This window comes from Streptomyces sp. NPDC048258, assembly GCF_043201995.1.
Lineage (GTDB): Bacteria > Actinomycetota > Actinomycetes > Streptomycetales > Streptomycetaceae > Streptomyces.
Genome location: NZ_JBICZH010000001.1, coordinates 495,471 through 522,185, shown reverse-complemented (window position 1 = coordinate 522,185; position 26,715 = coordinate 495,471). Strand labels below are relative to the sequence as shown.

27 protein-coding genes are annotated in these 26,715 nt (G+C 72.3%); 14 read left to right on the top strand and 13 right to left on the bottom strand.

Features of this window, described 5'->3' with window-relative positions:
- Positions 1-90: 90 nt before the first annotated feature.
- Together ACGFYQ_RS02490 and ACGFYQ_RS02485 are read right to left on the bottom strand one after the other, a co-directional pair.
- Complete coding sequence (locus tag ACGFYQ_RS02490; protein ID WP_393739079.1) at positions 91-1,131, bottom strand: aldo/keto reductase; 1,041 nt, start codon at positions 1,129-1,131, stop codon at positions 91-93.
- Positions 1,128-1,526 carry a MerR family transcriptional regulator gene (locus tag ACGFYQ_RS02485; protein WP_393739077.1) on the bottom strand — a complete coding sequence of 133 codons (399 nt, stop codon included), beginning with the start codon at positions 1,524-1,526 and terminating at the stop codon, positions 1,128-1,130. The genes ACGFYQ_RS02490 and ACGFYQ_RS02485 overlap by 4 nt, the downstream gene beginning before the upstream one ends.
- 79 nt (positions 1,527-1,605) lie before the next feature.
- On the opposite strand from ACGFYQ_RS02485, the gene ACGFYQ_RS02480 reads away from it, so the two are divergent.
- Positions 1,606-2,433 (top strand): serine hydrolase domain-containing protein, encoded by an 828-nt coding sequence (locus ACGFYQ_RS02480; RefSeq protein WP_393739705.1) that lies wholly within the window; start codon positions 1,606-1,608, stop codon positions 2,431-2,433.
- Here the strand turns inward: ACGFYQ_RS02480 and ACGFYQ_RS02475 are convergent.
- Complete coding sequence (locus ACGFYQ_RS02475; protein WP_393739075.1) at positions 2,430-3,086, bottom strand: pirin family protein; 657 nt, start codon at positions 3,084-3,086, stop codon at positions 2,430-2,432. The genes ACGFYQ_RS02480 and ACGFYQ_RS02475 overlap by 4 nt on opposite strands.
- 92 nt (positions 3,087-3,178) lie before the next feature.
- Here ACGFYQ_RS02475 and ACGFYQ_RS02470 point away from each other — a divergent pair, with 92 nt between their 5' ends.
- The 5 genes from ACGFYQ_RS02470 to fabF all read left to right on the top strand — a co-directional run bounded on the left by ACGFYQ_RS02470 (position 3,179) and on the right by fabF (position 8,077).
- Positions 3,179-4,396: a PucR family transcriptional regulator gene (locus ACGFYQ_RS02470; RefSeq protein ID WP_393739073.1), complete on the top strand. Its 1,218-nt coding sequence runs from the start codon at positions 3,179-3,181 to the stop codon at positions 4,394-4,396.
- An 89-nt stretch (positions 4,397-4,485) separates the two neighbouring features.
- Positions 4,486-5,403 (top strand): ACP S-malonyltransferase, encoded by a 918-nt coding sequence (locus ACGFYQ_RS02465; protein WP_393739071.1) that lies wholly within the window; start codon positions 4,486-4,488, stop codon positions 5,401-5,403.
- A gap of 19 nt (positions 5,404-5,422) precedes the next feature.
- Positions 5,423-6,427 carry a ketoacyl-ACP synthase III gene (locus ACGFYQ_RS02460; protein ID WP_393739069.1) on the top strand — a complete coding sequence of 335 codons (1,005 nt, stop codon included), beginning with the start codon at positions 5,423-5,425 and terminating at the stop codon, positions 6,425-6,427.
- Positions 6,428-6,483: 56 nt separating this feature from the next.
- Positions 6,484-6,732, top strand: coding sequence for an acyl carrier protein (locus tag ACGFYQ_RS02455; protein ID WP_362398632.1), 249 nt, complete (start codon positions 6,484-6,486; stop codon positions 6,730-6,732).
- Positions 6,733-6,811: 79 nt separating this feature from the next.
- Positions 6,812-8,077 (top strand): beta-ketoacyl-ACP synthase II, encoded by a 1,266-nt coding sequence (gene fabF, locus ACGFYQ_RS02450; RefSeq protein ID WP_393739067.1) that lies wholly within the window; start codon positions 6,812-6,814, stop codon positions 8,075-8,077.
- A 142-nt stretch (positions 8,078-8,219) separates the two neighbouring features.
- Here the strand turns inward: fabF and ACGFYQ_RS02445 are convergent, their stop codons facing one another.
- Entirely contained in the window at positions 8,220-8,714 is a 495-nt protein-coding gene (locus tag ACGFYQ_RS02445; protein ID WP_030160508.1) for a DUF3145 domain-containing protein, read from the bottom strand.
- A gap of 248 nt (positions 8,715-8,962) precedes the next feature.
- On the opposite strand from ACGFYQ_RS02445, the gene ACGFYQ_RS02440 reads away from it, so the two are divergent.
- Positions 8,963-9,859: an SGNH/GDSL hydrolase family protein gene (locus ACGFYQ_RS02440; RefSeq protein ID WP_393739064.1), complete on the top strand. Its 897-nt coding sequence runs from the start codon at positions 8,963-8,965 to the stop codon at positions 9,857-9,859.
- Between the two features lie 101 nt (positions 9,860-9,960).
- On the opposite strand, the gene ACGFYQ_RS02435 is transcribed toward ACGFYQ_RS02440, so the two are convergent.
- Complete coding sequence (locus ACGFYQ_RS02435; RefSeq protein WP_393739062.1) at positions 9,961-12,462, bottom strand: beta-glucosidase; 2,502 nt, start codon at positions 12,460-12,462, stop codon at positions 9,961-9,963.
- Positions 12,463-12,566: 104 nt separating this feature from the next.
- On the opposite strand from ACGFYQ_RS02435, the gene ACGFYQ_RS02430 reads away from it, so the two are divergent.
- The gene (locus ACGFYQ_RS02430; RefSeq protein WP_393739060.1) at positions 12,567-13,145 is read left to right on the top strand and encodes a TetR/AcrR family transcriptional regulator; all 579 of its coding nucleotides are present in this window, start codon (positions 12,567-12,569) and stop codon (positions 13,143-13,145) included.
- A 90-nt stretch (positions 13,146-13,235) separates the two neighbouring features.
- Complete coding sequence (locus ACGFYQ_RS02425; protein ID WP_393739058.1) at positions 13,236-13,964, top strand: carbon-nitrogen hydrolase family protein; 729 nt, start codon at positions 13,236-13,238, stop codon at positions 13,962-13,964.
- 12 nt (positions 13,965-13,976) lie between these two features.
- Here the strand turns inward: ACGFYQ_RS02425 and ACGFYQ_RS02420 are convergent, their stop codons facing one another.
- The 3 genes from ACGFYQ_RS02420 to ACGFYQ_RS02410 all read right to left on the bottom strand — a co-directional run bounded on the left by ACGFYQ_RS02420 (position 13,977) and on the right by ACGFYQ_RS02410 (position 17,734).
- Entirely contained in the window at positions 13,977-15,560 is a 1,584-nt protein-coding gene (locus ACGFYQ_RS02420; RefSeq protein WP_393739056.1) for a DUF2142 domain-containing protein, read from the bottom strand.
- Positions 15,561-15,573: 13 nt separating this feature from the next.
- Entirely contained in the window at positions 15,574-17,235 is a 1,662-nt protein-coding gene (locus tag ACGFYQ_RS02415; protein ID WP_393739054.1) for a hypothetical protein, read from the bottom strand.
- A 214-nt stretch (positions 17,236-17,449) separates the two neighbouring features.
- Positions 17,450-17,734, bottom strand: a complete 285-nt coding sequence (locus ACGFYQ_RS02410; RefSeq protein WP_393739052.1) for a winged helix-turn-helix transcriptional regulator — start codon at positions 17,732-17,734, stop codon at positions 17,450-17,452.
- A gap of 147 nt (positions 17,735-17,881) precedes the next feature.
- On the opposite strand from ACGFYQ_RS02410, the gene ACGFYQ_RS02405 reads away from it, so the two are divergent.
- Positions 17,882-18,778 carry an NAD(P)-dependent oxidoreductase gene (locus ACGFYQ_RS02405; protein ID WP_393739050.1) on the top strand — a complete coding sequence of 299 codons (897 nt, stop codon included), beginning with the start codon at positions 17,882-17,884 and terminating at the stop codon, positions 18,776-18,778.
- On the opposite strand, the gene ACGFYQ_RS02400 is transcribed toward ACGFYQ_RS02405, so the two are convergent.
- From ACGFYQ_RS02400 to ACGFYQ_RS02390, 3 genes are all read right to left on the bottom strand, one after another.
- Positions 18,779-19,603, bottom strand: coding sequence for an EI24 domain-containing protein (locus tag ACGFYQ_RS02400; protein WP_393739048.1), 825 nt, complete (start codon positions 19,601-19,603; stop codon positions 18,779-18,781). It abuts the gene before it with no gap.
- Positions 19,604-19,668: 65 nt separating this feature from the next.
- Positions 19,669-20,091: an organic hydroperoxide resistance protein gene (locus ACGFYQ_RS02395; protein WP_328925522.1), complete on the bottom strand. Its 423-nt coding sequence runs from the start codon at positions 20,089-20,091 to the stop codon at positions 19,669-19,671.
- A gap of 64 nt (positions 20,092-20,155) precedes the next feature.
- Positions 20,156-21,178: an NADP-dependent oxidoreductase gene (locus ACGFYQ_RS02390; protein WP_393739045.1), complete on the bottom strand. Its 1,023-nt coding sequence runs from the start codon at positions 21,176-21,178 to the stop codon at positions 20,156-20,158.
- A 95-nt stretch (positions 21,179-21,273) separates the two neighbouring features.
- Between ACGFYQ_RS02390 and ACGFYQ_RS02385 the strand changes: the two genes are divergently transcribed.
- A complete protein-coding gene (locus ACGFYQ_RS02385) occupies positions 21,274-21,696 on the top strand; it encodes a MarR family winged helix-turn-helix transcriptional regulator (RefSeq protein ID WP_393739043.1) in 423 nt (140 codons plus the stop codon).
- Positions 21,697-21,705: 9 nt separating this feature from the next.
- On the opposite strand, the gene ACGFYQ_RS02380 is transcribed toward ACGFYQ_RS02385, so the two are convergent.
- Positions 21,706-22,431 carry a hypothetical protein gene (locus ACGFYQ_RS02380; protein WP_393739041.1) on the bottom strand — a complete coding sequence of 242 codons (726 nt, stop codon included), beginning with the start codon at positions 22,429-22,431 and terminating at the stop codon, positions 21,706-21,708.
- Positions 22,432-22,509: 78 nt separating this feature from the next.
- Between ACGFYQ_RS02380 and ACGFYQ_RS02375 the strand changes: the two genes are divergently transcribed.
- On the top strand, positions 22,510-23,100 hold the full coding sequence (locus tag ACGFYQ_RS02375; RefSeq protein ID WP_393739039.1) for a hypothetical protein: 591 nt from the start codon (positions 22,510-22,512) through the stop codon (positions 23,098-23,100).
- A 12-nt stretch (positions 23,101-23,112) separates the two neighbouring features.
- Here the strand turns inward: ACGFYQ_RS02375 and ACGFYQ_RS02370 are convergent, their stop codons facing one another.
- Entirely contained in the window at positions 23,113-23,823 is a 711-nt protein-coding gene (locus tag ACGFYQ_RS02370; protein ID WP_393739037.1) for an esterase/lipase family protein, read from the bottom strand.
- A gap of 210 nt (positions 23,824-24,033) precedes the next feature.
- Here ACGFYQ_RS02370 and ACGFYQ_RS02365 point away from each other — a divergent pair, with 210 nt between their 5' ends.
- Both ACGFYQ_RS02365 and ACGFYQ_RS02360 read left to right on the top strand, forming a co-directional pair.
- Complete coding sequence (locus tag ACGFYQ_RS02365) at positions 24,034-25,071, top strand: rod shape-determining protein (protein ID WP_393739035.1); 1,038 nt, start codon at positions 24,034-24,036, stop codon at positions 25,069-25,071.
- Positions 25,068-26,666, top strand: a complete 1,599-nt coding sequence (locus tag ACGFYQ_RS02360) for a GAF domain-containing protein (protein WP_393739033.1) — start codon at positions 25,068-25,070, stop codon at positions 26,664-26,666. The genes ACGFYQ_RS02365 and ACGFYQ_RS02360 overlap by 4 nt, the downstream gene beginning before the upstream one ends.
- The last annotated feature ends 49 nt before the right edge of the window (positions 26,667-26,715 follow it).

Genomic DNA, 26,715 nt, shown 5'->3' with positions numbered 1-26,715 from the left:
GCGGACGGCATCAACCAGATCCAGCCCCGCCGGCGTTTGAGTCGCGGGGTCTGGGGCGGAGCCCCAGCAGCGGCGCCACGAACGGGTGGGTCAGGCTTCGCGGGCCGCCGAGGTGAAGGTCATGTCCGGGTAGCGGTCGCCCGCCACCCGCGCGGCGATCGGCTCCAGCGAGGCCAGTTCCGCGTCCGACAGGGTGATCCCGGTCGCCGCGGCGTTCTCGCGGAGGCGACCCGCCTTGCGCGTGCCCGGGATCGGGATCACGGTCAGCCCGTGCACCGCCGCCCGCTGCTGCACCCAGGCCAGGGCGATCTGCGCCGGGCTCGCCCCGTGCGCCTCGGCGATCTCCCGCACCGGCGCCAGCAGCGCCGCGTTGGCCTTCGCGTTGTCGCCGGTGAACCGCGGCTGGTGGCGCCGGAAGTCCTCCGCCGAGAGGTCCGCCGCCGCGTCCGCGAAGGAGCCCGTGAGGAAGCCCCGGCCCAGCGGGGAGTACGGCACGAAGGCCACCCCCAGCTCCGCCGCCGCACCCACCGCGCTGCGCTCCACGTCCCGGCTGAACAGCGACCACTCCGACTGCAGCGCCGCGATCGGGTGCACGGCGTGCGCCTCGCGCAGCTCCGCGCCGGTGACCTCGCTGAGCCCGAGGTGGCGCACCTTCCCCTCCGCCACCAGCTCCGCCATGGCGCCCACCGACTCGGCGAACGGCACGGCCGGATCGCGCCGGTGCATGTAGTACAGGTCGATGACGTCCACGCCGAGCCGGCGCAGGCTGTCCTCCACCGCCCGCCGGATGTAGGGGCGGTCGTTGCGGACGCCCCGGTAGTGCGGGTCGTCGCTCCGCTCTATGGCGAACTTCGTCGCCAGGGTGATCTCGTCCCGGTGCGCGGCCACGAAGGGGGCGAGGAACTCCTCGTTCCGCCCCCGCCCGTAGGTGTCCGCGGTGTCGAAGAGGGTGACCCCGGCGGCCAGCGCCGCGTCGAGGGTCTCGCGGGCCGCCGCCTCGTCGGTGTCCCCGTAGAACTCGCTCATGCCCATGCAGCCGAGGCCCTGGGCGCCGACCAGCGGGCCGCCCTTGCCGAGTTCGACCTGCGCGAGGGTGGTGCCGTCCCACGTGATGCCGTCGTACTCCGTCATGACTGTGCCTTCCCCGCGATCTCTTTGGCCGTATAAAGATCGATCTTGTAATCCAGTACGGCGAGCGCGTCCGTCAGCTCCGACAGCCGCGCCCGCACGTCGCGCCGCGTCCGCTCCAGCAGCTCGCGGCGCTCGTCCACCGTGTGCTCGCCCTCGCGGACCAGTTCGGCGTACCGGACCATGTCCGCCACCGACATCCCGGTGGCGCGCAGCTTGCCGACGAAGGCCAGCCAGTGGAGGTCCTCGTCGCTGAAGCGCCGCTGTCCCGAGTGCGAGCGGTCCACGTGCGGCATCAGGCCGATCCGCTCGTACCAGCGCAGCGTGTGCTGGGTCAGACCGGTCCGGGCCTCGACCTCGCTGATCGTGTACCGCGTCCGCGTCAGGCTCTGGCTCATGGCCTCCACGCTAAAACCCTTGAGTGCACTCCAAGCAAGTAGGCTCGACCGCATGCACAGCATGGAGGCCGTCAACGGCATGGAAAGCCTGCGGATCATCGAGAACTGGCCGGTGCCGACCGCCGCCGCGGCCGTCGTACGCGCCGACGGGAGCCTGGCCGGCTCCCACGGGCCCGTCGACCACCGCTTCGCGCTGGCCTCGGTCACCAAGCCGCTCGCCGCGTACGCGGCCCTCGTGGCGTACGAGGAGGGCGCGATCGAGCTGGACGAGCCGGCCGGGCCCGAGGGGTCGACGGTCCGTCACCTCCTCGCCCACACCAGCGGGCTGGCTTTCGACGAGCACCGGGTGACCGCCCCGGCCGGGCAGCGCCGGCTGTACTCGAACGCCGGTTTCGAGGTGCTCGGCGACCACATCACCAAGGCCACCGGCATCCCGTTCGCCGAGTACCTGCACCAGGCGGTGTGCGAGCCGCTGGGCATGACGGCGACCACCCTGGAGGGCTCGCCCGCCAAGGACGGCGTCTCCACCGTCTCCGACCTCGTGCGGTTCGCCGCCGAACTGCAGGCGCCCCGGCTGCTCGACGTCCGCACGGTCGCCGCGGCCACCTCGGTCGTCCACCCCGGCCTCAAGGGCGTCCTGCCCGGCTACGGGCACCAGTCGCCCAACGACTGGGGGCTCGGCATGGAGATCCGCGACGGCAAGTCCCCGCACTGGACGGGCGGCTCCTCCTCGCCGCGCACCTTCGGCCACTTCGGCCAGGCCGGCACCTTCCTGTGGGTGGACCCGGACGCGCGCGCCGCGTGCGTGGCGCTGACGGACCGCGCCTTCGGCCCGTGGGCCGTGGAGGCCTGGCCCCCGTTCACCGACGCGGTCCTGGCCGAACTCAGGACCCAGGCCCGGGCTTAGCCGGGAAGTTCCCAGATCAGCAGCTCGCCCGGGGACCCGGCGACGATCTCCAGGTCCCGCTCGTCGGTGATCCGGACCGAGTCCCCGGGGCCGAGTTCCTCGCCGTCCAGGCGCAGGTCGCCGCGCACCACGTGCAGGTACACCCGCTCCGCCGCCGGTACGGGCACCCGCTCGCCCGCGCCCGGCCGCCGCACGTGCAGCACGGCGCCGGCCGCCGGGACCGCGTAGGGCGTGCTGTCGGCGATGCCCCGGATCAGCTCGTACGAGGGCTCGCCGCCCGCGGTGAGCGGCGCGAGCCACATCTGCACGAAGCGCAGCCGCCCGGTGCCGTCGTTGCGCTCCACGTGCCGCACCCCGGATCCGGCGCTGAGCCGCTGTACGTCGCCGGGCCGGACCAGGCCCTTCTCGCCGGTGCCGTCCTGGTGGGTGAGCTCGCCCTCGACCACCCAGGTGACGATCTCGGTGTGGCTGTGCGGGTGCTCGTCGAAGCCGGCGCCCGGGGCGAGGGTCTCCTCGTTGCAGGCCAGGACGGGGCCGAAGCGCAGATTGTCCGGGTCGTAGGAGGACCCGAAGGAGAAGGCGTGCCGGGTCGTGATCCCGGTGGCCGGGTCCCCGCCCTCGTACCGGTCGGCGCCGCGGCGTACATCAATCATGGTGGCCACCGTAGACCCAGCCGTGGCACAGGGCCCGGCCCGGACACGGGACCGGACTCCGCACAGCCTTCCCGATAAGGCAGTCTTGTCCCGTGCCCCAACCCGAACGTGAGCATTCCCCCGCGACACACGCCGCGCATCACGCGCCCGCCCATCCGCACACCGCGACGCTGCGCCGACTGGAGAAGTCCTCCGGCCGGCTCGCCGCCAACGCGATCGCGCGGATGGACGAGACCCTGCCGTGGTACCGGGCGATGCCCCCGGAGAACCGGTCCTGGATCGGCCTGGTCGCACAGGCCGGTATCGCCGCGTTCACGGAGTGGTTCCGGCACCCGGAGACCCCGCAGGCGATCTCCACCGACGTGTTCGGGACGGCTCCGCGCGAGCTGACCCGGGCGATCACCCTGCGCCAGACCGTCGAGATGGTCCGCACCACGATCGAGGTCATGGAGGCCGCGATCGACGAGGTGGCGGCCCCGGGCGACGAGCAGATCCTGCGCGAGGCGCTGCTGGTGTACGCCCGGGAGATCGCCTTCGCGACGGCCCAGGTCTACGCGCAGGCCGCGGAGGCGCGCGGGGCGTGGGACGCGCGGCTGGAGTCGCTGGTCGTCAACGCGGTGCTGTCCGGCGAGGCCGACGAGGGCGCGCTGTCGCGGGCGGCGGCGCTGGGCTGGAACTCCCCGGAGCACGTGTGCGTGGTGCTGGGCACCGCGCCGGAGGGGGACAGCGAGCTGACGGTCGAGGCGATCCGGCGCGCGGCCCGCCACCACAAGCTCCAGGTCCTCACCGGTGTGCTCGGGGACCGTCTGGTGGTCATCGCGGGCGGCAGCGACAACCCGATGCAGGTCGCGAAGTCCCTGATCGGACCGTTCGCGGCGGGCCCGGTCGTGGCCGGCCCGGTGGTGCCCGACCTGCTGAACGCGACGAAGTCGGCGCAGGCCGCGGCGGCCGGACTGAAGGCGTGCACGGCGTGGCAGGACGCGCCGCGCCCGGTCCTGGCGGATGATCTCCTGCCGGAGCGCGCGATCGCCTCGGATCCCGCTGCCCGGGAGCAGCTGGTGGAGGAGATCTACAGACCGCTTGAAGAAGCGGGCTCAGCTCTGCTTGAGACGCTGAGCGTGTATCTGGAGCAGGCGAGCAGCCTCGAAGGGGCTGCGCGGATGCTGTTCGTGCACCCCAACACGGTGCGCTACCGGCTGCGACGTGTGACCGACGTCACCGGCTGGTCACCCTCTGATGTCCGTTCAGCGTTCACGCTGCGGATCGCCCTGATTCTCGGGCGTCTGGCCGACGGCGATCCTCAGTCCTAGACTTTTGTCGGACATCAACAATTACCCCGACGGTTCTTGGTCCCTGTCCCCACGGGCGGCAGGGACCATCCACAAGAGAGAGTGTGAGGGTGCTCGTACTCGTCGCTCCCGGCCAAGGCGCTCAGACGCCCGGCTTCCTGACTCCCTGGCTCGACCTTCCCGGTGCCGCTGACCGCGTCGCCGCCTGGTCGGACGCCATCGGGCTCGACCTTGCCCACTACGGCACGAAGGCCGACGCGGACGAGATCCGCGACACGGCCGTGGCCCAGCCGCTGCTGGTCGCCGCCGGTCTGCTGTCCGCCGACGCCCTCGGTTCCCGTTCGGCCTTCGGTGCCGTCGCGGGGCACAGCGTCGGTGAGATCACCGCCGCCGCGTACGCCGGTGTCCTGACCGACGCCGACGCGCTGTCGTTCGTCCGTACGCGCGGTCTGGGCATGGCCGAGGCCGCCGCTGTCACCGAGACCGGCATGGCCGCGGTCCTCGGCGGCGACCGTGACGTGGTCGTCGCACACCTGGAGAAGCTGGGTCTGACCCCCGCCAACATCAACGGCGCGGGGCAGATCGTGGCCGCCGGCACCATGGAGCAGATCGCTGCCCTGGAGGCCGACAAGCCCGAAGGCTCCATGAAGGTCGTCGCCCTCAAGGTCGCGGGCGCCTTCCACACGCACCACATGGTCCCGGCCGTCGACAAGCTGGCGGAGGCCGCGCAGGCCCTCTCCCCGGCGGACCCGGCGCTGAAGTACGTCTCGAACAAGGACGGCCTCGTCGTCACCACGGGCGCCGACGTCGTCGCCCGCCTGGTCGGCCAGGTCGCGAACCCGGTCCGCTGGGACCTGTGCATGGAGACGTTCGCCGAGCTCGGTGTCACGGGGATCATCGAGCTGTGCCCCGGCGGCACCCTGACGGGTCTGGCCAAGCGCGCGCTGAAGGGCGTACCGAGCGTGGCCCTGAAGACCCCGGACGATCTCGACAAGGCCGCGGCGCTCGTCGCCGAGCAGACGGCCTGAGAGAAGGAGCCCACACAGCATGTCCAAGATCAAGCCGGCCAAGGGCTCCCCGTACGCCCGCATCCTCGGTGTCGGCGGCTACCGCCCGACCCGTGTGGTGCCCAACGAGGTCATCCTCGAGACGATCGACTCGTCCGACGAGTGGATCCGCTCCCGCTCGGGCATCGCGACGCGGCACTGGGCCTCGCCCCAGGAGACCGTCGCCGCGATGTCGGTGGAGGCCTCGGGGAAGGCACTGGCCGACGCCGGTGTCTCGCCCGAGCAGATCGGTGCCGTGATCGTCTCGACGGTCTCGCACTTCAAGCAGACCCCGGCCGTCGCGACCGAGATCGCGCACCGGATCGGCGCGGTCAAGCCCGCCGCCTTCGACATCTCCGCGGGCTGTGCCGGTTTCGGCTACGGCCTGACCCTGGCCAAGGGCATGGTCGTGGAGGGTTCGGCGGAGTACGTACTCGTCATCGGCGTGGAGCGGCTCTCGGACCTGACCGACCTGGAGGACCGCGCGACGGCCTTCCTGTTCGGTGACGGTGCCGGCGCCGTGGTCGTCGGCCCCTCGGACGAGCCGGCCATCGGCCCCACGGTGTGGGGTTCGGAGGGCGACAAGTCCGAGACCATCAAGCAGACCGTGCCGTGGGACGAGTACCGCAGCAAGGACAGCGCCGAGAAGTTCCCGGCCATCACGCAGGAGGGTCAGGCGGTCTTCCGCTGGGCCGTCTTCGAGATGGCCAAGGTGGCCCAGCAGGCGCTCGACGCCGCCGGGATCACCGCCGATGACCTGGACGTCTTCATTCCGCACCAGGCAAACATGCGGATCATCGATTCGATGGTGAAGACTCTGAAGCTGCCGGACCACGTCACGGTCGCCCGTGACGTGGAGACTACCGGCAACACCTCGGCCGCCTCGATCCCGCTCGCTATGGAGCGGCTCCTGGCGACCGGAGCGGCGAAGAGCGGCGACACCGCGCTCGTCATCGGCTTCGGGGCGGGACTCGTCTACGCCGCGACGGTCGTTACCCTCCCCTAGGGCCCGGGTTCCACAGCCCGGCCCGAATCACCAGTTAGCTATAGAAGGAGCGCCACATGGCCGCCACGCAGGAAGAGATCGTCGAGGGTCTCGCGGAGATCGTCAACGAGATCGCCGGTATCCCGACCGAGGACGTTCAGATCGAGAAGTCCTTCACCGACGACCTGGACGTCGACTCCCTCTCCATGGTCGAGGTCGTCGTCGCCGCCGAAGAGCGCTTCGACGTCAAGATCCCGGACGAGGACGTCAAGAACCTCAAGACGGTCGGCGACGCCGCCAGCTACATCCTGAAGCACCAGGCCTGAGCCTGACGAGCGTTTGTCGCCACCTGGCGGTGGCGCCGTGACAATTCAGCACCCCCTGAGACGTGGAGAAAGAATTCCTGTGAGCCCGACCAATCGCACCGTGGTCGTCACCGGTATCGGCGCAACCACTCCGCTGGGTGGCGACAGCGCTTCGACCTGGGAAGGTCTGCTCGCCGGCCGTTCCGGCGTAAAGCCCCTGGAGGGCGAGCGCTTCGCCGAACTCCCGGTCCGTATCGCCGCACCGGCCGCCGTGGACCCGAGCGAGGTCCTGCCCCGGCCGCTGGCCCGCAAGCTCGACCGCTCGGCGCAGTTCGCCCTCATCGCGGCCCGCGAGGCGTGGGCCGACGCCGGCTACACCGCCCCCGCGGGCGAGGACGCCGGTATCGCGCCCGAGCGCCTCGGCACCGTCATCGCCTCCGGCATCGGCGGCGTGACGACCCTGCTCGACCAGTACGACGTGCTGAAGGAGAAGGGTGTGCGCCGGGTCTCCCCGCACACCGTCCCGATGCTCATGCCGAACGGCCCGTCGGCCAACGTGGGCCTGGAGGTCAACGCCCAGGCGGGCGTGCACACTCCGGTCAGCGCCTGCGCCTCCGGCGCCGAGGCCATCGGCTACGCCGTCGAGATGATCCGTACCGGCCGTGCCGACGTGGTCGTCGCGGGCGGCACCGAGGCGGCGATCCACCCGCTGCCCATCGCCGCGTTCGCCAACATGATGGCGATGTCCAAGAACAACGAGAACCCCGAGCAGGCCTCCCGTCCGTACGACAAGGCCCGTGACGGCTTCGTACTGGGCGAGGGCGCGGGCGTCGTCATCCTGGAGTCCGCCGAGCACGCCGCCGCGCGCGGTGCCCGGGTCTACTGCGAGGTGCTGGGCCAGGGTCTGTCCGCGGACAGCCACCACATCGCGCAGCCGGAGCCGACCGGCCGCGGTGTCGCGGCCGCGGTGCAGAACCTGCTCGACAACACGGGTCTCGACCCGGCCGAGCTGGTCCACCTGAACGCGCACGCCACGTCCACCCCGCAGGGTGACACGGCCGAGCTGAAGGCCCTGCGCAAGGTGCTGGGCGACGACCTCGACCACATCGCGATCTCCGCGACCAAGTCGATGACCGGTCACCTGCTGGGCGGCGCGGGCGGTATCGAGACCGTCGCGACCGTGCTGGCGCTGTACAACCGGCTGGCCCCGCCGACGATCAACCTCGACGACATCGACGACGACATCGACGCGGACATCGTGCGCGGCGAGCCGCGCAAGCTGCCGGCCGACGGCCCGATCTCGGCGATCAACAACTCGTTCGGTTTCGGCGGCCACAACGTCACGCTGGCGTTCCGTACCGTCTAGTGCGCCTGAACCGGCGCCGCTCCCGCGGACGTGGTTGCTCGCCGCGGGGGTTGCCCAATTGATGGTTGCGGTGTTCGTCTCTTGAACACCGCAGAAGGCCCACCCGGGTGATTCCGGGTGGGCCTTCTGCGTTGGGCGGCGCTCAGACCACCTGGTGGAGCCAGCGGACCGGGGCGCCCTCGCCCGCGTAGCGGAAGGGCTCCAGTTCGTCGTCCCACGGTTTGCCGAGCAGTTTGGCGATCTCCGCCTCCAGGTCGGTCTCGCCGCGCGCGGACCGGGCGAGGGCGGCGCGCAGCCGGTCCTCCGGGATGAGGATGTCGCCGTGCATCCCGGTGACGGCGTGGAAGATGCCGAGCTCCGGGGTGGAGCTGTAGCGCTCCCCCTCGGCGGTCGGGCAGGGTTCGGCGGTCACCTCGAAGCGCAGCAGGTGCCAGCCGCGCAGCGCGGAGGCGAGTTTCGAGGCGGTGCCCGCTTCGGCCTGCCAGGAGAACTCGGCTCTCCAGGTGCCCGGCGAGGCGGGCTGCCTGATCCAGTCGAGGTTCACCCGCACCCCGAGCACGCCCGCAACAGCCCATTCCACGTGCGGGCAGAGCGCGCGCGGTGCGGAATGCACGTACAGAACTCCACGTGTCGTCACCGGGACCTCCAGTGTGGGACGAGGTCGGGAATAAACTCCAGAAAACGGACAGTATGTGACGTGATGTAATGTAACGGAAATTATTTGACATTGCGCTACGGGACCTGCGGCCGAAACGCCACGGGAAAAAGCTACCGTGCGCCAGAGGTCATGGTGTGACGTACGGTCGCTCCAAGGCCCGTAAACACAGAGCTTTCACTCAGCAGGACCCCCCGAACGATGCGGGGCGTCGAGGAGGAGACCATCCCATGCGCACCACCGCTCCGCGCCGCCGCGCGCGCCGGACACTAGCGGGCGCGGGAGCGGCGGTCGTCCTGCTGGCCGGAGCGGTGACGGGGTGCGGGCCGGGCGGCAAGGGTGACGAGGGCGTGCGCGGGGCGCAGGCCGCGCCGCGCTGGAACACGGCACCCTCTTCGATCGCGGCGGTGGGCGACTCCATCACCCGTGGTTTCGACGCCTGTTCGGTGCTCGCCGACTGCCCGGAGGTCTCCTGGGTCACGGGCAACGACCCCGCGGTCCGCTCCCTGGCCGCACGGCTGCTCGGGGAGGCGGAGGCGCCCGTCCGCAGCTGGAACCACGCGGCGACGGGCTCGCGGATGGCGGACCTGCCGGGGCAGCTGGCGGAGGCGGCCGGACACAAGCCCGACCTGGTCACCGTGATGGTGGGCTCGAACGACGCCTGCCGGCCCACGGCTTCGTCGATGACGCCGGTGGCGGAGTTCCGGGCCGGTTTCGAGCAGGCCCTCGCGGCGCTGCGGGCCGCCTCCCCCGCCACCCAGGTGTACGTCTCCAGCGTGCCGGACCTCCAGCGGCTGTGGGAGCAGGGCAAGGACGACCCGATGGTGCGGAAGATCTGGAGCCTGGGCATCTGCCAGTCGATGCTCGCCGATCCGCTGTCGGCGGGCTCGGGGGCGACGGCCCGGCGCGAGCAGGTGCGGGCGCGGGTGGTCGAGTACAACGAGGTGCTCCGCGAGGTGTGCGCGAAGGACGCGCTGTGCCGCTACGACGGCGGCGCGGTCTTCCAGTACCCCTTCGGCGCGGACCAGTTGAGCCGCTGGGACTGGTTCCACCCGGGCAAGGAGGGGCAGGCGCGGCTGGCGGAACTGGCGCACCGACAGGTGACGGCGGCCGAGCCGCCGCGTTGACGCCGGTGGGCAGGGGGCGGGTGTCAGGACCCGCCCCCTGCCCGGTCTGTTTTCCGAACCCAGCGGGGGTGATTTCCGGCCATTCCCGCTGTTACGGTGCGTTACGGGATGTCGAGCGTGGCCGTCAGCCTCGTGTCGCCGTGCGAGTGGCTCGCGCGGACCTCGTAGCTGCCGCCGATCCGCTGCCAGCCGCGGGTCCCCTCGTCCCAGATCTCGAAGGCCCGGGCGGGCAGGGCGATCTCGGTCTCGACGCTCTCGCCGGGGCCCGCCTCGACGCCCGCGAAGGCGGCCAGCCAGCTCGCCGGACGCTCCACCGGGTCCTCGACCGGGGCGAGGTAGATCTGGACGACCTCGCGGCCGGGCCGGGTGCCGGTGTTGGTGACACGGACCCGGGCCGTGGTGCCGGTGACCTCCAGGGACTCGTACGCCCAGTCGGTGTAGCCGAGGCCGTGCCCGAAGGGGAAGGCGGGGGTGATGGACCGGGCCTCGTACGCCCGGTAGCCGATGCAGAGCCCCTCGCGGTACTCCAGGCGCCCCTCGGTGGGGATGACCTCGGTGACGGGCGCGTCGGCGAACCGGGCCGGCCAGGTCGTGGGCAGCCGCCCGCCCGGCTCCGCGTCCCCGAGGAGTACGTCGGCCAGCGCGGCCCCGCCCTCCTGCCCGGGGAACCAGGTCAGCAGCACGGCCGCCACCTCCTCGCGCCACGGGAGCTCAACCGGGGAGCCCGCGTTGACGACGACCACGGTGTTCGGGTTGGCCGCGGCGACGGCGCGGACCAGATCGTCCTGACGGCCCGGCAGGGTGAGGTCGCGGCGGTCGAAGCCCTCGGACTCCACGCGCTCGGTGGTGGCGACGACCACGACGGCGGTGTCGGCGGCGCGGGCGGCCGCCACGGCCTCCGCGATCAGTTCCTCCGGGTCGCGCCGCGGACCGAGGTGGAGCAGCGAGAACATGATCGCCTTGAGCGGCAGCGCGGTCACGTCCGGGACCTGGTAGGTCAGCGACACCTCCACCGGCTCCCCCTCGGTGAGGGTGAGCCGGGCACGTTCGCTGGGGGCGCCGAAGAAGGCTTCGAAGGGGTCGGCCTCGTTGCCCATCTCCTGGACGCCGCCCCACAGGGTCTCCCCGCCGACGGCGAGGGCGAAGGCGCCCAGCCCCCGGGTGCCGAAGGCGTGCTCGCCGCTCTCGCGCGGCAGGAACGTCCCGGTGACCTCGATGGTCGCCATCGTCTCGTACGTGGCACCCGCGGGCAGGTCCTCGCCGATCCACTGGACCTGGCCGGACGGGAGGCTGCCCTCGCCGAGGACGGCGCCGGAGGCGTCGCGGCAGACGGCGCGGAGCTCGAAGCCCTTGTCGGCGGGGGCGAGTTCGTCGGAGGGGTCGGCGCCGACGGCGAAGGTCAGGGACCCGTCCGGAAGCGCGGCGGTGAGGCCGTCGAGCGGGGAGACGACCCGCTCGGGGAAGACGGTGGCCGAGCCGCCGCCGAGGACGCGGGCATCGCGGGCGGCGGCGCCGATCAGGGCGACGGTGCGGCCGGCGGCCGCGTCGAGCGGCAGGGTCCCGTTCTCGTTGCGGACGAGCACGAAGCCGCGGGCGGCGAGCTCGCGGGCCAGCGCCTGGCCGTCGACCGGGGCCGGGGCCTCGGCGACGACGGCGGGGGCGCCCTCCAGGAGGCCGACGCGTGCGGCGAGGCGCAGCACGTTGCGCACGGCCGCGTCGACGGCGGATTCGGGGACCTCCCCGGCGCGGACGGCCTCGGCGAGGGCGGGGCCGTAGACGGTCTGCGGGCCGGGCATGGCCACGTCGAGGCCGCCCTCGATGTCGCCGGTGGTGGACCGGGCGGCCATCCAGTCGGAGACGTTGTAGCCGTCGAAGCCCCATTCGCCGCGCAGGACTTCGTTCACCAGGTAGCGGTGCTCGGTCATCGTGGTGCCGTTGACCTGGTTGTAGGCGGTCATGATGCCCCAGGGGCGGGCGTGGGCGACGATGGCCTCGAAGGGCGCCAGGTACAGCTCGCGCAGCGGGCGCGGGGCGATGACGCTGTCGACGGTGAACCGCTCGGTCTCGGCGTCGTTGCCGACGAAGTGCTTGACCGTGGTGCCGACCCCGCCGTCCTGGACGCCGTTCACGTAACCGGTGCCGACGGCGCCGGTGAGGTGGGGGTCCTCGGAGTAGCACTCGAAGTGGCGGCCGCCGAGCGGGGAGCGGTGCAGGTTGACGGTGGGCGCGAGGAGGACGTGGACGCCCTTGCGGCGGGCCTCCTGGGCGAGGAGCCGGCCGGCGCGGCGGGCGAGGGCGGGGTCCCAGGCCGCGGCGAGCGCGGTCGGAGAGGGCAGCGCGATGGACGGGTCGTCGGCGGTCCAGCGCACGCCGCGCACCCCGATGGGGCCGTCGGACATGACCAGGGACCGGAGCCCGATCTCGGGGAGGGCGGGCAGGGACCACATGTCCTGACCGGCCAGCAGGCGGGCCTTGGTGTCGAGATCCAGCTTGCCCAGCGCCGTCTCGACGGCGTTTTCGCGGGCCTGATCGGCATCGGTCACGGCCGTGCCTCCTCGGTGAGTGCGGTGAGTGCGGTGCGTGCTGCGTGCGGGTGCCCCCATCGTGGACCTGTTACCTGTAGAGCGGTAGGGGTTGTAATCTTTTCGTGATATTCAGATGCCGTACGGTCCTGCTGGCGGGTCCGAACGAGAGGGGTGCCGGGGCAATGGCCAGAGCGAAGAGCGAGGAGCGGCGCGGGGAGATCGTCCTCGCGGCCGTCGAGGTGATCGCGGAGCGCGGCTACCGGGGCGCGTCCCTGGGCGCGGTCGCCGAGCGCGTGGGCCTGACCCAGCAGGGGCTGCTGCACTACTTCCCGACCAAGGAGGCGCTGCTGGTCGCGGTGCTCGAGGAGCGCGACCGCTGGGACACGGGCGGCGGCTCACGCGCCTCGGCGGGTGCCTGGCGACTGGACCTGCTGGCCTCACTGGTGGAGTACAACGCCATGCGCCCGGGCATCGTGCAGACCTTCTCGGCGCTGCTGGGCGAGAGCGTCACCGACGGGCACCCGGCCCGGGAGTTCTTCACCGAGCGCTATGCCCAGGTCCGCGGCGAGATGGCGGCGGTGCTGCGCTCCGAGTTCGGCGACCGACTCCCCTCGGGCCTCACCCCCGAACAGGCGGCCCCGCTCCTGACGGCGGTCATGGACGGCCTCCAGTACCAGTGGCTCCTCGCCCCGGAATCGGTGGACATGCCTGCCGCGTTCCGCTCCTTCCTGACCCTGCTGCGGGGTCCCACAGCGGAGTGATCGCCCGAGGGCAGCCGGCCGAAGCAGATGCCCACAGCCGGATGCGAGGGCGATTCCGGGAGGTCGCCGACGCGATGACATCCTGAGCCCATGAAGATCGCCGCAGCGCAGATGACCTGTGTACCCGCCGACGTGCGGGCCAATGCCGCGCGGGCCGCCGTGCTCGCCCGTCGGGCGCGCGAGGAGGGGGCCGAGCTGGTGGCGTTCCCCGAGTTCACGCTGACCGGTTACGAGTTGGCGGCGCTGGCCGCCGACCCCGGGCTCTGGACGGACGCCGACGATCCCCGGCTGGACCCGGTGCGTTCCGCCGGCATCGCGACCGCGATCAATGTCGCGCTGCCGGCCGGCGACGGGCGTCCCGCCATCGCGACGCTGGTGCACGACGCGGACGGCGCGCACGTGACCACGTACGCCAAGCAGCACCTCTACCGGCACGAGCAGGACGTCTTCCGGCCCGGCGAGCAGGACGGGCGTTTCGAACTCGGCGGGATCCGCTTCTCGTTGGGCGTCTGCTACGACAACCACTTCCCCGAGCTGACCGGCCGGGGGGCGGCCGACGGCTGCCGCGTCCACCTCGCGAGCTCCCTCTACGGGACGGGCGACGGGATCCGCGAGCGCGCCACCGTCCACCCGGGCATCGCCGAGGAGCACGGCCTGTACGTCGTCCTCGCCAACCACGTCGGCCCGGCGGGCCCGTGGACCGGCTGCGGCGGCGCGGCCGTATGGGCCCCGGGCGGCGCGCTGCTGGCCGAGGCGGACGACCGTACGCCGTCCGTGGTGACCGCCGAGGTCGGAACAGCCCGGGTGGCCGGGGTCTGACGACCCCGGCCGTCAGGCGGGTTCAGGCACCCGCGAGTGGCGTCCGTGGCGCGGGGCGTCCCGGTCGGGGGGCTGCGGCGCGGCGGGCTTCCGGTCCGACAGCAGGGCCGGCACCACGAGCAGCAGCGCCGCCACCGTGTACACGCCGACCCACACGGCCCAGCCGCCCGGCGGGGCCCAGTGGGCATGGGTCGGCACCCATGAGCCCGAGGTACCGACCGCGAAGCGGCGCAGCGTCCAGTAGAACGACGCCGCGTCGGCCAGCGCCAGGCCGACGGCGGTGAACCCGACCAGCCTGCGCCAGGGGAAGCCCCGGTCGGGCGCCCGATCCGCACAGATCAACACGGCCATCAGCGGCAGGCCGACGGCGAAGGGCAGCAGGTAGCGGCCCTGCCACACCATGCCGATCTTCTCCGCCTGCGAGGCCTGGGCGACCACCGGCAGCATCACGATGGCCGCGATCATGCCGAGCACCGCGATCGACTCGCGCGTGCGGCCGTAGGCCAGCGCCAGTGCCGCGAGCGTCGCCAGCACCCCCAGCCAGACCAGCCAGGTGAAGGCGGGGGCCGGGGTGTCCAGCCAGCCGAAGTACCCGAGCATCTGCTTGACGTAGGTGTAGGTGTTGCCGAGGGTCTTCTTCGCGGCCGTGGCGGCGGTGAGACTGTCCGGCGTGTTGATCACCGAGTTGTCCGGGTGCCTGGACGCCCAGAGCAGCGCACCGGCCGTCGCGATGCCCAGCAGCGCCGTCCACGCCCAGAGGGCCTTGCGGCGCAGCACCTGCCCCAGCACTCCGCGCCGTGCCAGCAGCAGGCAGAAGACCACGGCTCCGGCGAACCAGATCAGCCCGAGCGGCCGGATGTTGATGAGCACCAGACCGCCGATGCCCAGCCTGGCCAGCCGGCGGTTCAGCAGCCGCGGGTCGGGGGACAGCACGATCGACAGCAGGGCCGTCCACACCAGGATCCCGGCGGCGATCTCACCGCCGCTGGGGTTGACCATGCCGCCCATGTACAGCGTCATCGGGGTGGCCGCGGCCAGCACGCCCAGCACCGCCAGCGAGCGCCGCCGCCACTCGGCGGCCGTGACCAGCGCGCTGGCCAGCAGGGCCGAGCAGAGCAGCGCCGACGCGAAGCGCATGAGGTACAGCCCCTTGGGGCCGTCGACCAGCAGGCTCGGCCAGCCGGTCGCCAGGTAGTAGGCCGGGTGGTAGCGGCCGGCCGCGGTGGTGGCCTGCACGGTCTTCTGGGAGTTGCCGAGCGAGGGGGCGCACGACGCGGGCTTCGCCTCCTGCCACGCGTAGCACTCGTGCACCTTGGGGAGGTTGCGGTACCACTCCGGGAGCTGCACCCCGGTCTCGGCGAACTGCCCCTCGATGCCCGCCACCACGTGCGGAACCATCACCTCGGGTCCGCCGATCTGACCCCTGGCGACGGCCGCCGCGCGGATGAAGTGCGCGTGCTCGTCGGGGGAGCTCGCGAGCGGGCTGGCGGCGGACCAGGAGCCCGCGAGCGCGAAGAACAGCGCGAAGGCGACCAGCCACAGCCGCTTCGGAGTCCTGGCCGACCAGTCGGCCAGCCGCGTCAGTGCGGAGATCATCGGTTTCCTCGAGTCATCGGATGAAGCTCAGCCAGCTCTGGTCGCCGTCCTTGGAGCAGGTGCCGCCCGGGGCGAACTTCGGGCAGCTCCCGTCCTGCTCCGTGATGGTGTGCGACACCCAGGGCAGGATCCGGTAGGTGCCGTCCTTGGCCGGCATGTAGCGGTCGGCCATCGAGGAGGAGACGGTGCCGAGGAGCAGCAGCAGGGCGCACAGGGCTCCGATCACCGCCCCTTCGCGTCCGGGGAAGCCGGTACGGGGCGTGCCGTCGGCGTCGTCCGTGCGACGCGCGGCGGCCATCCGCTGCGAGACCAGATGGGCGACCAGCGCGCACAGCAGCAGGCCGCAGTAGAGCAGCTGGTTGTTGGTCCGGGTGTACAGCTGGACGGTCTGCGTCTCGTACATGTGCGAGGCGATGTACATCCGCATCACCCACGCGCTGATGAACATGGCCGCGATGGTGACCACCATCGGCCTGCGGATGCCCAGCCAGATCGCGGCACCGAGGCAGACGAAGGTGACCAGGGCGAAGAGCCCGACCCCGCCGTACTCGCCGGGCGGCGGCCAGTCGCCCACCTTGCCCGGCATGTCGGTGCGCCACATCAGGTAGTAGGCCGGGTCGGTGAAGTTGTCGAAGCGGAAGTTGTAGTCCTTGGTGGTCTGCCCCTCGGTCAGCATGACCATCAGGTAGCGCCCGGCGACCACGAGGAACGCCGCCAGGGTGGCACCGAGGAAGGCCGCGCCCTTGAGGCGGCCGGTCCGCCACGGGAAGTACAGCAGCGCGGCGAACAGCACACCCGCCGCGCTCCACAGGAACCAGCCCGAGTAGGTGAGGAACAGCAGGCCGAGCAGCAGGCCGAAGCCGGCGCCCTTGAGCAGCAGCGGCCGCCAGCCGTCGGTCCCGCTGCGGCGCAGCGACACCACCATCGCCACGAGTACCGGGACCAGCAGTACGAGGACCGTCTGGCTGTACGGCTTGTACGCGTCGATGAGCGAGAAGGCCGGCGCCACACCGAAGGCGAGCGCGCGGACCGGGCTGAGCAGCATGCGCCAGCAGAGGTAGACCAGCGGCCCGAAGGCGGCGGCGCCGAGGATCTGGAGGTCCTTGAAGGCGTACGCGGTGTTGCCGCCGCGGAACCACTCGGCGTAGTAGCCGAGGGTGTGGAGGGGGGCCGGCGGGTAGACCGGCGAGCCCGAGGGGCGGCCGTTGGCCACGGCGTGGGCCCACTCGACGATGCGGCCGCTGTCGCCGTTGAGGCCGAACATCGGCCACGGCGTGCCGTGGAGTGCGACGACCGCGCCGGCCGCGACGAACCCGCTGGCCAGACCCGCGAGGGCGGCCGCGGCGAGCCGGGCGGCCAGGTCGAAGTGGCGGCCCCGGCGCAGCCTCATCGCGAGCGCGACCGCGGCGATGAACAGCAGGCCGACCAGAGCGAACCGCAGCTGGATCGCGGCGAGGCCGCTGACCTGGGCGATCCTGTCCAGCGGGTTGAGCTTGAAGCCGCGGGCCAGCACCGGCAGGACGAGCGCCGCGGCGAAGGCGACGACGGCTTCGAGGAGCAGGAGCGAGCCGCGGGAGCGCAGCGCGCCGCGGGCCGCCGGTATCGGGCGGGCGGGCGCGTCCGGTCCGCCCGAGGAGGGCAGCGCGGTCACCGGGCCCGCGGTACTGACTGTCACTGCTGTGTCCCTACTGCTGGTCGGTCCTCGGCCCGACGGCCGGTCGTTGCTGGGCAAGCCGCTGCCCGACTCCGGACCCCCGTGCCGAAGCTCCGGGCCGGGGCGGACTCAAGGGCAGTGAGAGACAGCCTTGGCACTTGCTGCCATGCATACTACGGGCCCTCCCTGGGAATAGAGGGGCCCGGGGAAGCGACCGCCTACGGCCGGACCAGGCCTAGGCCGAATCCGGGAGAAGGTGCCTGGCGCCCCATTCCCCCAGGGCTTCCAGGGCCCCGTTCAGCCCCTGGCCCAGCGGGGTCAGCGAGTACTCGACGCGCGGCGGGACCTCGTCGTAGACCTCGCGGTGCACGATGCCGTCCGCCTCCAGCTCGCGCAGCTGGGCGGCGAGCACCTTCTCCGAGACGCCCGGAACGAGCCGGCGCAGTTCACCGAACCGGCGGGGGCACTGCTCCAGTTCCCACAGGAGCGAGACCTTCCACTTGCCGTCGATCACGGACATCGCCGCGGCGATCCCGCAGTGATCCGCACCGGGCCTTCGTACCACCGCCACCGCGCACCCCTCCCACCTGCTCGCTCACCTCGGGGTAACCACCCACTCCAAGGTGCGTACTTGAGCGCCTCACGGCCTGCCACCAGGCTAAACGCCATGACCGACAACACGCCGCAGAATCCGCTCGCCCCCCTCGCCCTGCTCGGCCTCGGTGACATGGGCACCGCCCTCGCCCGTACCTGGCTCGCCGCCGGGCACGGGCTCACCGTCTGGAACCGCACCGCCGCCAAGGCCGGACCGCTGGCCGCCGAAGGCGCCGTCGTCGCGGCGAGCGCCGCCGAGGCCGTGGCCGCGAGCCGGCTCGTCGTCCTGTGTCTGCTGGACGACGCCAGCATCGACTCGGCGCTGGCCGGCGTCGACCTGACCGGCAAGGACCTGGTCAACCTCACCACCGGCACTCCGGCCGAGGGCCGCGCCCGCGCCGCCTGGGCCGAGGAGCGCGGGGCCCGTTTCATGGACGGCGGGATCATGGCCACGCCGACGATGATCGGCGTCCCGGAGTCCGGGGCCTACGTCTTCTACAGCGGCTCGCGGCCGCTCTTCGACACACACCGGGCGGCGCTGGAGGTCCCGGCCGGGGCCCGCTTCGTCGGCGAGGACGCCGGTCACGCGGCCCTGCACGACGTGGCGCTGCTGAGCGCGATGTACGGGCTGTTCGCGGGCATCTCGCACGCCTACGCGCTGATCGAGGGCGAGGACATCGCCCCGAAGGACCTGGCTCCGCTGCTGTCCGAGTGGCTCGGCGCGATGGGCTTCTTCGTCGGCAACGCCGCCGAGCGGCTGACCTCCCGGGACTTCACCACCGGGGTGGTGTCCAGCCTGGCCATGCAGGTCGCGTCCAGTGGAACCCTGCTGCGCACCGCCGAGGAGCAGGGGGTCGGCGCCGAGCTGATCTCCCCGTACCTGGAGCTGATGCGGCGCCGGCTGACCGCCGATCCGGCCGCCCACGGCGGCGAGGACACGGTCGGGGCGATCACCCTGCTCAAGCGGTAGTCACGAGTACGCGGGCGGCGGCGGTCCGAACCCACCGGCCGCGGCGTCGGCCCGGGCCTCGAACCCGGCCCCCGCCTCCGGAGCCTCGTCGGCCCCCGTCAGGTCCCGCGCCATCAGCGTGGCCCCCGCCACCGCGCCCGGCATCAGGAACACCGCGACCAGGGGCACCAGGAACGACAGCACCAGCGGCACCCCGAAGCCCAGCACCAGCATCCGCCGCGACCGCAGCAGTACCAGCCGCTCGGGCAGGTCCACCTTGCGCCGCTGGAGGGCGACGGCGGTGAGTTCCTGGGTCAGGAAGTACCCGGAGACGCAGAACCCGAGCGCCGGGACCACGGTCTGCCCGATCACCGGGATGAAACCGAGGGCGAAGAGCAGGATCCCGTACAGCAGCACCCGGCCGAGCACCTTCACACTGTCCCGGGCCGAGACCCACAGCTCCAGCCAGAGCGGGAGCCCGGACTCGGGCACGTCGCCGCCCTCGCTCCGGTCGACCTGCTCCGAGAGGGACTCGTAGAACGGCTGGCCGATCAGCAGGGTCACGGCGGTGAAGGTGATGACCGCGAGGAAGAGCCCGAGGCAGAAGACCAGCGCGGTCAGGAAGCCGCGGAAGAGCCCGGGCCACGGCGACGCCCAGCCGTCGGCGAAGGGGGTGGCCCAGGCGGTGAGGTCGTCGGCGCCGTAGCCGAGCCCGACCAGCGCTCCGGCGTACAGGACGAGGGAGACCAGCCCGGGCAGCAGCCCGAAACCCAGCCACCGTCCGTGCCGGAACACCCATCGCTGTCCGGCCAGCAGATACCGGAAACCCCCCGCAAGATCACGCATGGCGCCAGTCTACGGCGAAGGCCGCACCCCGGATCGGGGTGCGGCCTTCGCTGAGCCGTGCCGGATCAGACGGCGAGCTCGACGGTGATGTTGCCGCGGGTCGCCTTGGAGTACGGGCAGACCTCGTGGGCCTTCTCGATGAGGTCCTTGGCGGTGGCGGCGTCCACGTTCGGGATCACGGCGGAGATCTTGACGATCAGGCCGAAGCCCTCGTCGTTCTTGCCGATGCCGACCTCGGCCGTGACGGTGGAGCCGGAGATGTCGGCGTTCACGTTCTTGGCGACGACACCCAGGGCGCCCTGGAAGCAGGCGCTGTAGCCGGCGGCGAACAGCTGCTCCGGGTTGGTGCCGGCGCCGCTGCCGCCGAGCTCCTTCGGCGGGTTCACGACGACGTCGAGCTGGCCGTCGTTGGTGGCGACGCGGCCGTCACGGCCGTTCTCGGCGGTGGCGACAGCGGTGTACGCGACGTCGGAGTACTGGATGGACATGTAAGAAGATCCTCCTGGTAATCGCCGAGACTCGCGCCCACGGTCACGACGGTGTGGGGTGAGCCTAACCGGTGAAAGAAACGATCATCTTTCCGGTGTTCTCGCCGCGCAGCATGCCGAGGAAGGCGGAGGTCGCGTTCTCGACGCCCTCGACGACCGTCTCGTCGTACCGCAGCTCACCGGAGCGCAGCCAGCCGGCCACGTCCTGGACGAACTGCTGCTGCAGTCCGGCGTGGTCGTTGACGAGGATGCCCTGGAGCCGCAGCCGCTTGCCGATGACCTGCATCAGGTTGCGCGGGCCGGGGGCGGCGTCGGTGTCGTTGTAGTGGGCGATCGCGCCGCACAGGGTGGCCCGGCCGTTCACGTTCAGGGAGGAGATGGCGGCCTCCAGGTGGTCCCCGCCGACGTTGTCGAAGTAGACGTCGATGCCCTCGGGCGCGGCCTCGCGCAGCTGCTGGCCGACGGGGCCGTTCTTGTAGTTGAAGGCGGTGTCGAAGCCGTACTTCTCCGTGAGGTGCGTCACCTTCTCGTCCGAGCCGGCCGAGCCGATCACCCGGGACGCGCCCTTGATCTTCGCGAACTGGCCGACGAGGCTGCCGACCGCACCGGCCGCGCCGGAGACGAAGACGGCGTCGCCCTCCTTGAAGGAGGCGACCTCGAAGAGGCCCGCGTAGGCGGTCAGGCCCGGCATGCCGAGCACGCCGAGGTAGGTGGAGAGGGGGGCGAGCGAGGCGTCCACCTTGGTGGCGAACTTCGCGTCGAGGTCCGCGTACTCGCGCCAGCCCAGGTGGTGCAGGACGTGGTCGCCGACGGCGAAGCCCTCGGCGGCGGAGGCGACGACCTCGCCGACCCCGCCGCCCTGCATCGGCTCGTCCAGCTGGAACGGCGGGACGTAGGACTTCACGTCGTTCATCCGGCCGCGCATGTACGGGTCCACGGACATGTGGAGGTTGCGCACGAGGATCCGGCCGGGGGCGGGCTCGGCGGACACGGGCACCTCGCGCAGGGCGAAGTCCTCGGCGACGGGCCAGCCCTGCGGCCGACGGACGAGGTGCCACTCGCGGCTGACGGCGGGGATCTGAGACATGCGGCGCTCCTGGTAAGAACGAAATTGCTTCACTAGGTGAAACAACCATGCGCCTGGATATTTCATGTTGTCAAGTAAATGGGTACTCTGGATCCATGCCCAGTCGTCGCGTAGACCCAGTGACCGTCGAGGTCGTCGAGCTCATCGGCGACGTCGTGGCCCGGTACCACATGGAGTACGAGCATGCGGCCGCCAGCCACCAGCTGACCGGCGCGCAGGCCCGAGTGCTGAACCTGCTCTCCCTGGAGCCGATGCCGATGCGCCGCATCGCGCAGAAGCTGAGGTGCGAGCCCTCGAACGTGACCGGCATCGTCGACCGGCTGGAGACACGCGGCCTGGTCGAGCGCCGCCCGGACCCCGCCGACCGCCGGGTGAAGCTGGCCGCCCCCACGGAGGAGGGCCTGCTGACCGCGGACCGGCTGCGCGAGTCGCTGGACTTCGCGCGCGAGCCGCTGGCCGGCCTGTCGGCAGAGGAGCGGACGGCCCTGCGGGACCTGCTCAGGCGGATGCTGGGCTGACCCGGCGGCTCAGAACCAGCCGCAGAAGAGCCAGCAGTCGTCCTCGGTCGGCTTCGGCGTGGGCTTCGTCGGCGACGGGGTCGGGGTCGGGGTCGCCGGCTGCGCACTGCCGGTGGCGCTCTGCGACGGCTTCCCCGACGTGGTCGGCTTTACGTTGTTCCCCGGGCCGGGGGTACCGGACGCCGAGCCCGACGTCGTCGGCGCGGGGGCGGACGACACCGGCGCCGGCTGCGCGGCGCCCCCGGAAGGCGCGCCGGAACCGGCCTTCTTCGCAGACCCGGCGGCGGCCTTCGCGGTGGCCTTTCCGGACGGGCCCGCGGGCGCGCCGGAAGTCGGCAGGTCCGGCAGCGGCGCGGGCTGCTGCGGTCCGGCGTCGTCGGTCAGCACCACCGTGGCGGCCCGGTCGCTGCGCTGCCCGTCGGTGGCCATCTTGGCCACCCCCAGCGAGCCGGCGGTCGCGAGCAGCAGCCCTAGCCCGATGGTCAGCACGGTCCGGCGGCGCCTGCGGTGCGTGGCGCGGCGGCGGGCACCGGCCCTGCGCTCGTTCGGCGCGGAGAGCACCACGAGCGAGTCCGCGTACACGTCGGCCAGCGTGGGCTGCGGTGCGGGCTCGTCCGCCACGGCCACGGGCGCGGCGGCGGGCGCGGCGGGCATCAGGTACTCGGCCGGGGTTCCGCACCCGGCGCACGCCAGCGCGCCGTTGAGGTGCCTCCGACACGCGGGGCAGTAGTTCATAGGGCCCGCAGGCTACGGGGTTCCCGGCAACATCCGTATCCCGGGAACGTAAGGATCCTGTGTGGAATTGTTGCCTCCATGACAGCGAACCCAACTCCGGGCGCCCACAATCCCTTCGGGCCGGCCGCCTTCCAGCTGGTGCTGCTGCGCAGGATGGCGGACTTCCAGCCGGATCTCGCCGACGAGGCCCGCAGGCGGCTCGGCGCCTCGCTCGCGGAGCAGCGGGAGGCGAACAAGCGCTGGCAGGCGATGGTCCGCTCGCCCCGCTCCCGCGGCGCCCTCTCCCGCTACCGCTCGGTGCTCGGCCCGCCGGAGTCCGCGGAGCCGCGCAGCATCGGGGACCTGGAGTGCGAGGCGCTGCTGTGGCCGGTGCCGCTCTGGCCGGACCTGCGCTTCGAGGTGCTGGCCGCGCCGGACGGGGCGGTGTGGAACGAGTGGCTGGTACGGGCCCCGGGCGCGCGGGGGCCCGTACTGGAGTCGGCGGACGATCTGCGGCCCTGGTCGGCGACGGTGGACGAGGTGGCGCGGGCCTTCGCCCCGGTGCGGCCGATGGAGGGCACCGCGCCGACCCGCTGGCGCCTGGCGTTCGCCGCGGGGGCGAAGAGCTGCGTGGCCGAGTTCACGTACGGCCTGCTCCAGCGGGTCTCCTGCGAGGAGCCCGGGACCTAGGTGACCGGGGCTCTAGGAGGCGAGGAAGGACCGGACCCCTGCCGAGGTGGCGTCGTCGCCGAGCAGGTCGTTGTGCTTGAGGCAGCCGACCGGCGTGTTGGCCGCCCCGGTCAGCGGGACGCTGTCGTCCGGGTTGACGACCTCGTCGCAGTTCGACCAGAAGGTCGCGTACTTCACCGTGCCCGGGGTCTCGTCCCCGCCGTTCAGGTTCTTCACCACGTACGAGCCGGGGGTCATGTCCCGGCACGCCTGGTCCCACAGCGCGCAGGCCCACGCGGTGGAGGTGCCCCGGTTCGGCCCGGCCAGCGAGACCCAGTGGCCCACGGTGGCCGTACCGCCGCCGAACTTCACGTACCAGCGGCTCACCAGCGAGCCGAAGGAGTGCGCGACGACGTCGACCCGGGCGGCGCCGGTCTGCCGGCGGACCTCTTCGACGTACGCGCCGAACCGCCCGGCGAGGACCTCGTTGACCGACAGGTGGGTGTCGTAACCCCAGGAGAAGAGTTCCGAGTCCGCGTACCCGGCGGCGCGCAGGTCCTCGCGCAGGGCTCCCCAGACGCCCGGATCGGCGTTGTAACCGTGCACGAAGACCACCGGATTGCGCGATGAGGCCTGCTCGGAGGCGTGGGCCGTGACCCGGTCGGCGGCATGGGCCGATACGGGCGCCGGCAGCGCCAGGCAGAGCGTCAGGAGTGCCAGCAGTCTCTGGCGGGCCGTCAGCATCGAGTCCCCTTTACCTTGTTACGCGTGAGTAGCGCGTGCGGTGCGCGCATGGTGCTGCCTGTCGGTACAGAAATCCACCCCCATGCAGCCGCGACGCACCCCCGACCGGAGCATCACAACGGGCGATTAGTCAGAAATGCCCGAGAAGATATGACAAGCGACCGGCATTCCGCCGGTCCTCTTGCGTCAGCGCTCCCCGGAGGATCTGCCGTGACCGTCAGTCTTGAGCAGTTGCGCCGCTGCCACGTCGCCGTCGACCTGGGGGCCGCCAGGACCCGCGTGTACGTCAAGGGCGCCGGCCTCGTCGTCGACGAGCCCAGCGTCGCCGCGGTGAACACACGGACCGGCGCGCTCATCGCCGTCGGCACCTTCGCCGAGCGGATGACCGGCCGCACACCCGACTACATCCGGGTCGTGCGCCCCGTCTCCGGCGGCACCGTCGTCGACATCGAGATGGCCCAGCGGATGCTGCGTCACCTGCTCGGCGAGAAACTGCGGCGCGCCCTGCGCCGCAAGCCCCGGCTGCGGGCCGCCGCCTGCACCCCGCACGACGCGGACCCGCTGGCCCAGCGGGCGACCGTGGAAACCCTCGTCGGGCTCGGCGCCCGCCGCGTCGAACTCGTCGACACCCTGATCGCGGCGGCCGTCGGCTGCGGCCTGCCGGTGGAGCAGCCGACCGCGACGATGATCATGGTGTGCGGAGCGGCCGCCACCCAGGTGGCCGTCCTCTCCCTCGGCTCGATCGTCACGGCCGAACGGATCCCGGTGGGCGGCGAGGCCATCGACCACGCGGTGGTCCAGCACCTGCGCCACGCGCACGAGCTGATGCTGCCGAGCCAGGCGGTGCGGCCGCTCCAGCTGGCCCTGCACGGCAACGGCATCACCTCGGAGGGGCCTGCCTCCACCCTCATCCACGGCCGCGACGTGGCCACCGGACTGGCCCGCTCCGTCCACGTGGACACGGCGGCGGTCCGCGACGCCATCCACACCCCGCTGACCGCCGTCCTCGACGGCATCGGCAAGGTGCTCCGGGACTGCCCGCCGGACCTGGTCGCGGACCTGACGGACCGGGGGATCATGATGGTGGGCGGCAGCGCCCTGCTGCCCGGCCTCGACCAGATGCTCCGCGACTCGACCGGCATGCCCGTCGCCATCGCGGAACGGCCCGACGTGTGCGCCGTACTCGGCCTCGGCGCGATGCTGGAAGGGAAGATCGCCCCGATGGTTCTCAACCCGCTGGCCGAATGACGGACGCCGGGGCGGAGCCCGACGAGGAGCCCGAACAGGGCCCCGACGAGGAGCCCGACCGGCCCTCCGCCCTCCCGGTCCTGCTGGATGCGGTGCTCAGCGTCGGCTCCGAGCTGGAGCTGAACACCACCCTCCAGCACGTCGTGGACTCGGCAACCGAGCTCTGCGCGGCGCGGTACGGAGCGCTCGGGGTCATCGACCCCGAGCGCGTCCGGCTGACCGCGCTCTTCACCACCGGGCTGACCGAGGCCGAGCGGGCGGCGATCCCCCGGCTGCCCGACGGGCGCTCCGGCGTGCTCGGCGCGCTCATCAGCGACCCCCGGCCGCTGATGCTGGACGATCTGACGGCGGACCCCCGCTCCACCGGGTTCCCACCGGGCCACCCGCCCATGCACACCTTCCTGGGCGTGCCGATCCGCGTGCACACCGAGGTCTTCGGCAACGTCTACCTCACCGAGAAGCGGGGCGGCGGCCCGTTCACCGACGAGGACCTCGCCCTGGTGCGCGTCCTGGCCTCGCAGGCGGGGATGGCGATCGGCAACTCCCGGCTCTACGAGACCGCGCGCCGCCGGGAGCGCTGGATCGAGGGCGCCGCCGCCGTGACCACCACCCTGCTGGCCGGGCGCCCGGCGGCGGACGCGCTGATGTGCGTGGCCGAACGGGCCCGGCTGCTGGCGGACGCGGCGGCCGGGGTGGTGCTCCAGCCGACCCGCGAGGGCGGCATGGAGATCGTCGCCGCCTCCACCCACGGGGATCCCGGGGACCTGGTGGGGACGGCGATCGCCCCCGGTTCGCCCGTACTGGAACAACTCCTCGGCGGCGAACCGGTCTTCATAGAGGACTCGGCCACCGACCCCCGGATGACCACGCACGTCCGCGAGCGGTTCGGGCCCAGCATGATGCTCCCGCTCCAGAGCGGCGGCCAGCTGATCGGCACCCTGGCCCTCCCGCGTGCCCGGGGCGGTCGCCCGTACGACGCCGTGGACCGGCTGCTGGCCTCGCAGTTCGCCTCCCATGCGGCACTGGCCCTCGTCCTCGCGGACGCGCAGCACGACCGGGAGCAGCTCGCGGTGTACGAGGACCGCGACCGCATCGCCAGGGACCTGCACGACCTGGTCGTCCAGCGGCTCTTCGCCACGGAGATGATGCTGGAGAGCACCCGGCGGCGCTCCTCGAACGCGCCGTCGGGGGACGCGGTGGGCGACGAGCTGAGCCGTGCCGTGGACGAGCTGGACTCCACCATCCAGGAGGTCCGCACGGCGATCTTCGCCCTCCAGCAGCCGCCGACCGACGCCCCGACGACCTTCCGGGGCCGGGTGCTGCGCGAGACGGGCGGCGCGGCCGTGCTGTTCGGCTGCCAGCCGTCGGTGCACTTCGCGGGGGCGGTGGACGCGCTGCTGCCGGAGCCGGTGGCGGCCGAGCTGCTGGCCGCCCTGCGCGGCGCGCTGGCCGCGGCGCACCGGCGCGGTGAGGTCACCTCCATCGACGTGGAGGTGGACGCGACCCCGTACCGGGTCCGCCTGACGGTGGCGGACGACGGCCGCACGGAGTCGGGGACGCGGGGGACGACACTGACGTGGGAGTCGGCGCTGTAGCCCTGCCGGGTGCTTGGCGGGACGCGTGCCGCCCCCGGCCCCGGCGGGC

What these genes read in the sequence shown, in the direction of transcription:
- ACGFYQ_RS02360 (WP_393739033.1), top strand. Translation starts at nt 25,068, where the DNA reads ATGACGGACGCCGGGGCGGAGCCCGACGAGGAGCCCGAACAGGGCCCC.
- ACGFYQ_RS02390 (WP_393739045.1), bottom strand. Translation starts at nt 21,178, where the DNA reads ATGTCTCAGATCCCCGCCGTCAGCCGCGAGTGGCACCTCGTCCGTCGG.
- ACGFYQ_RS02480 (WP_393739705.1), top strand. Translation starts at nt 1,606, where the DNA reads ATGGAAAGCCTGCGGATCATCGAGAACTGGCCGGTGCCGACCGCCGCC.
- ACGFYQ_RS02440 (WP_393739064.1), top strand. Translation starts at nt 8,963, where the DNA reads ATGCGCACCACCGCTCCGCGCCGCCGCGCGCGCCGGACACTAGCGGGC.
- ACGFYQ_RS02455 (WP_362398632.1), top strand. Translation starts at nt 6,484, where the DNA reads ATGGCCGCCACGCAGGAAGAGATCGTCGAGGGTCTCGCGGAGATCGTC.
- ACGFYQ_RS02375 (WP_393739039.1), top strand. Translation starts at nt 22,510, where the DNA reads ATGACAGCGAACCCAACTCCGGGCGCCCACAATCCCTTCGGGCCGGCC.
- ACGFYQ_RS02400 (WP_393739048.1), bottom strand. Translation starts at nt 19,603, where the DNA reads ATGCGTGATCTTGCGGGGGGTTTCCGGTATCTGCTGGCCGGACAGCGA.
- ACGFYQ_RS02395 (WP_328925522.1), bottom strand. Translation starts at nt 20,091, where the DNA reads ATGTCCATCCAGTACTCCGACGTCGCGTACACCGCTGTCGCCACCGCC.
- ACGFYQ_RS02420 (WP_393739056.1), bottom strand. Translation starts at nt 15,560, where the DNA reads ATGATCTCCGCACTGACGCGGCTGGCCGACTGGTCGGCCAGGACTCCG.
- ACGFYQ_RS02405 (WP_393739050.1), top strand. Translation starts at nt 17,882, where the DNA reads ATGACCGACAACACGCCGCAGAATCCGCTCGCCCCCCTCGCCCTGCTC.
- ACGFYQ_RS02425 (WP_393739058.1), top strand. Translation starts at nt 13,236, where the DNA reads ATGAAGATCGCCGCAGCGCAGATGACCTGTGTACCCGCCGACGTGCGG.
- ACGFYQ_RS02485 (WP_393739077.1), bottom strand. Translation starts at nt 1,526, where the DNA reads ATGAGCCAGAGCCTGACGCGGACGCGGTACACGATCAGCGAGGTCGAG.
- ACGFYQ_RS02460 (WP_393739069.1), top strand. Translation starts at nt 5,423, where the DNA reads ATGTCCAAGATCAAGCCGGCCAAGGGCTCCCCGTACGCCCGCATCCTC.
- ACGFYQ_RS02490 (WP_393739079.1), bottom strand. Translation starts at nt 1,131, where the DNA reads ATGACGGAGTACGACGGCATCACGTGGGACGGCACCACCCTCGCGCAG.
- ACGFYQ_RS02435 (WP_393739062.1), bottom strand. Translation starts at nt 12,462, where the DNA reads ATGGGGGCACCCGCACGCAGCACGCACCGCACTCACCGCACTCACCGA.
- ACGFYQ_RS02380 (WP_393739041.1), bottom strand. Translation starts at nt 22,431, where the DNA reads ATGAACTACTGCCCCGCGTGTCGGAGGCACCTCAACGGCGCGCTGGCG.
- ACGFYQ_RS02430 (WP_393739060.1), top strand. Translation starts at nt 12,567, where the DNA reads ATGGCCAGAGCGAAGAGCGAGGAGCGGCGCGGGGAGATCGTCCTCGCG.
- ACGFYQ_RS02370 (WP_393739037.1), bottom strand. Translation starts at nt 23,823, where the DNA reads ATGCTGACGGCCCGCCAGAGACTGCTGGCACTCCTGACGCTCTGCCTG.
- ACGFYQ_RS02385 (WP_393739043.1), top strand. Translation starts at nt 21,274, where the DNA reads ATGCCCAGTCGTCGCGTAGACCCAGTGACCGTCGAGGTCGTCGAGCTC.
- ACGFYQ_RS02475 (WP_393739075.1), bottom strand. Translation starts at nt 3,086, where the DNA reads ATGATTGATGTACGCCGCGGCGCCGACCGGTACGAGGGCGGGGACCCG.
- ACGFYQ_RS02410 (WP_393739052.1), bottom strand. Translation starts at nt 17,734, where the DNA reads ATGTCCGTGATCGACGGCAAGTGGAAGGTCTCGCTCCTGTGGGAACTG.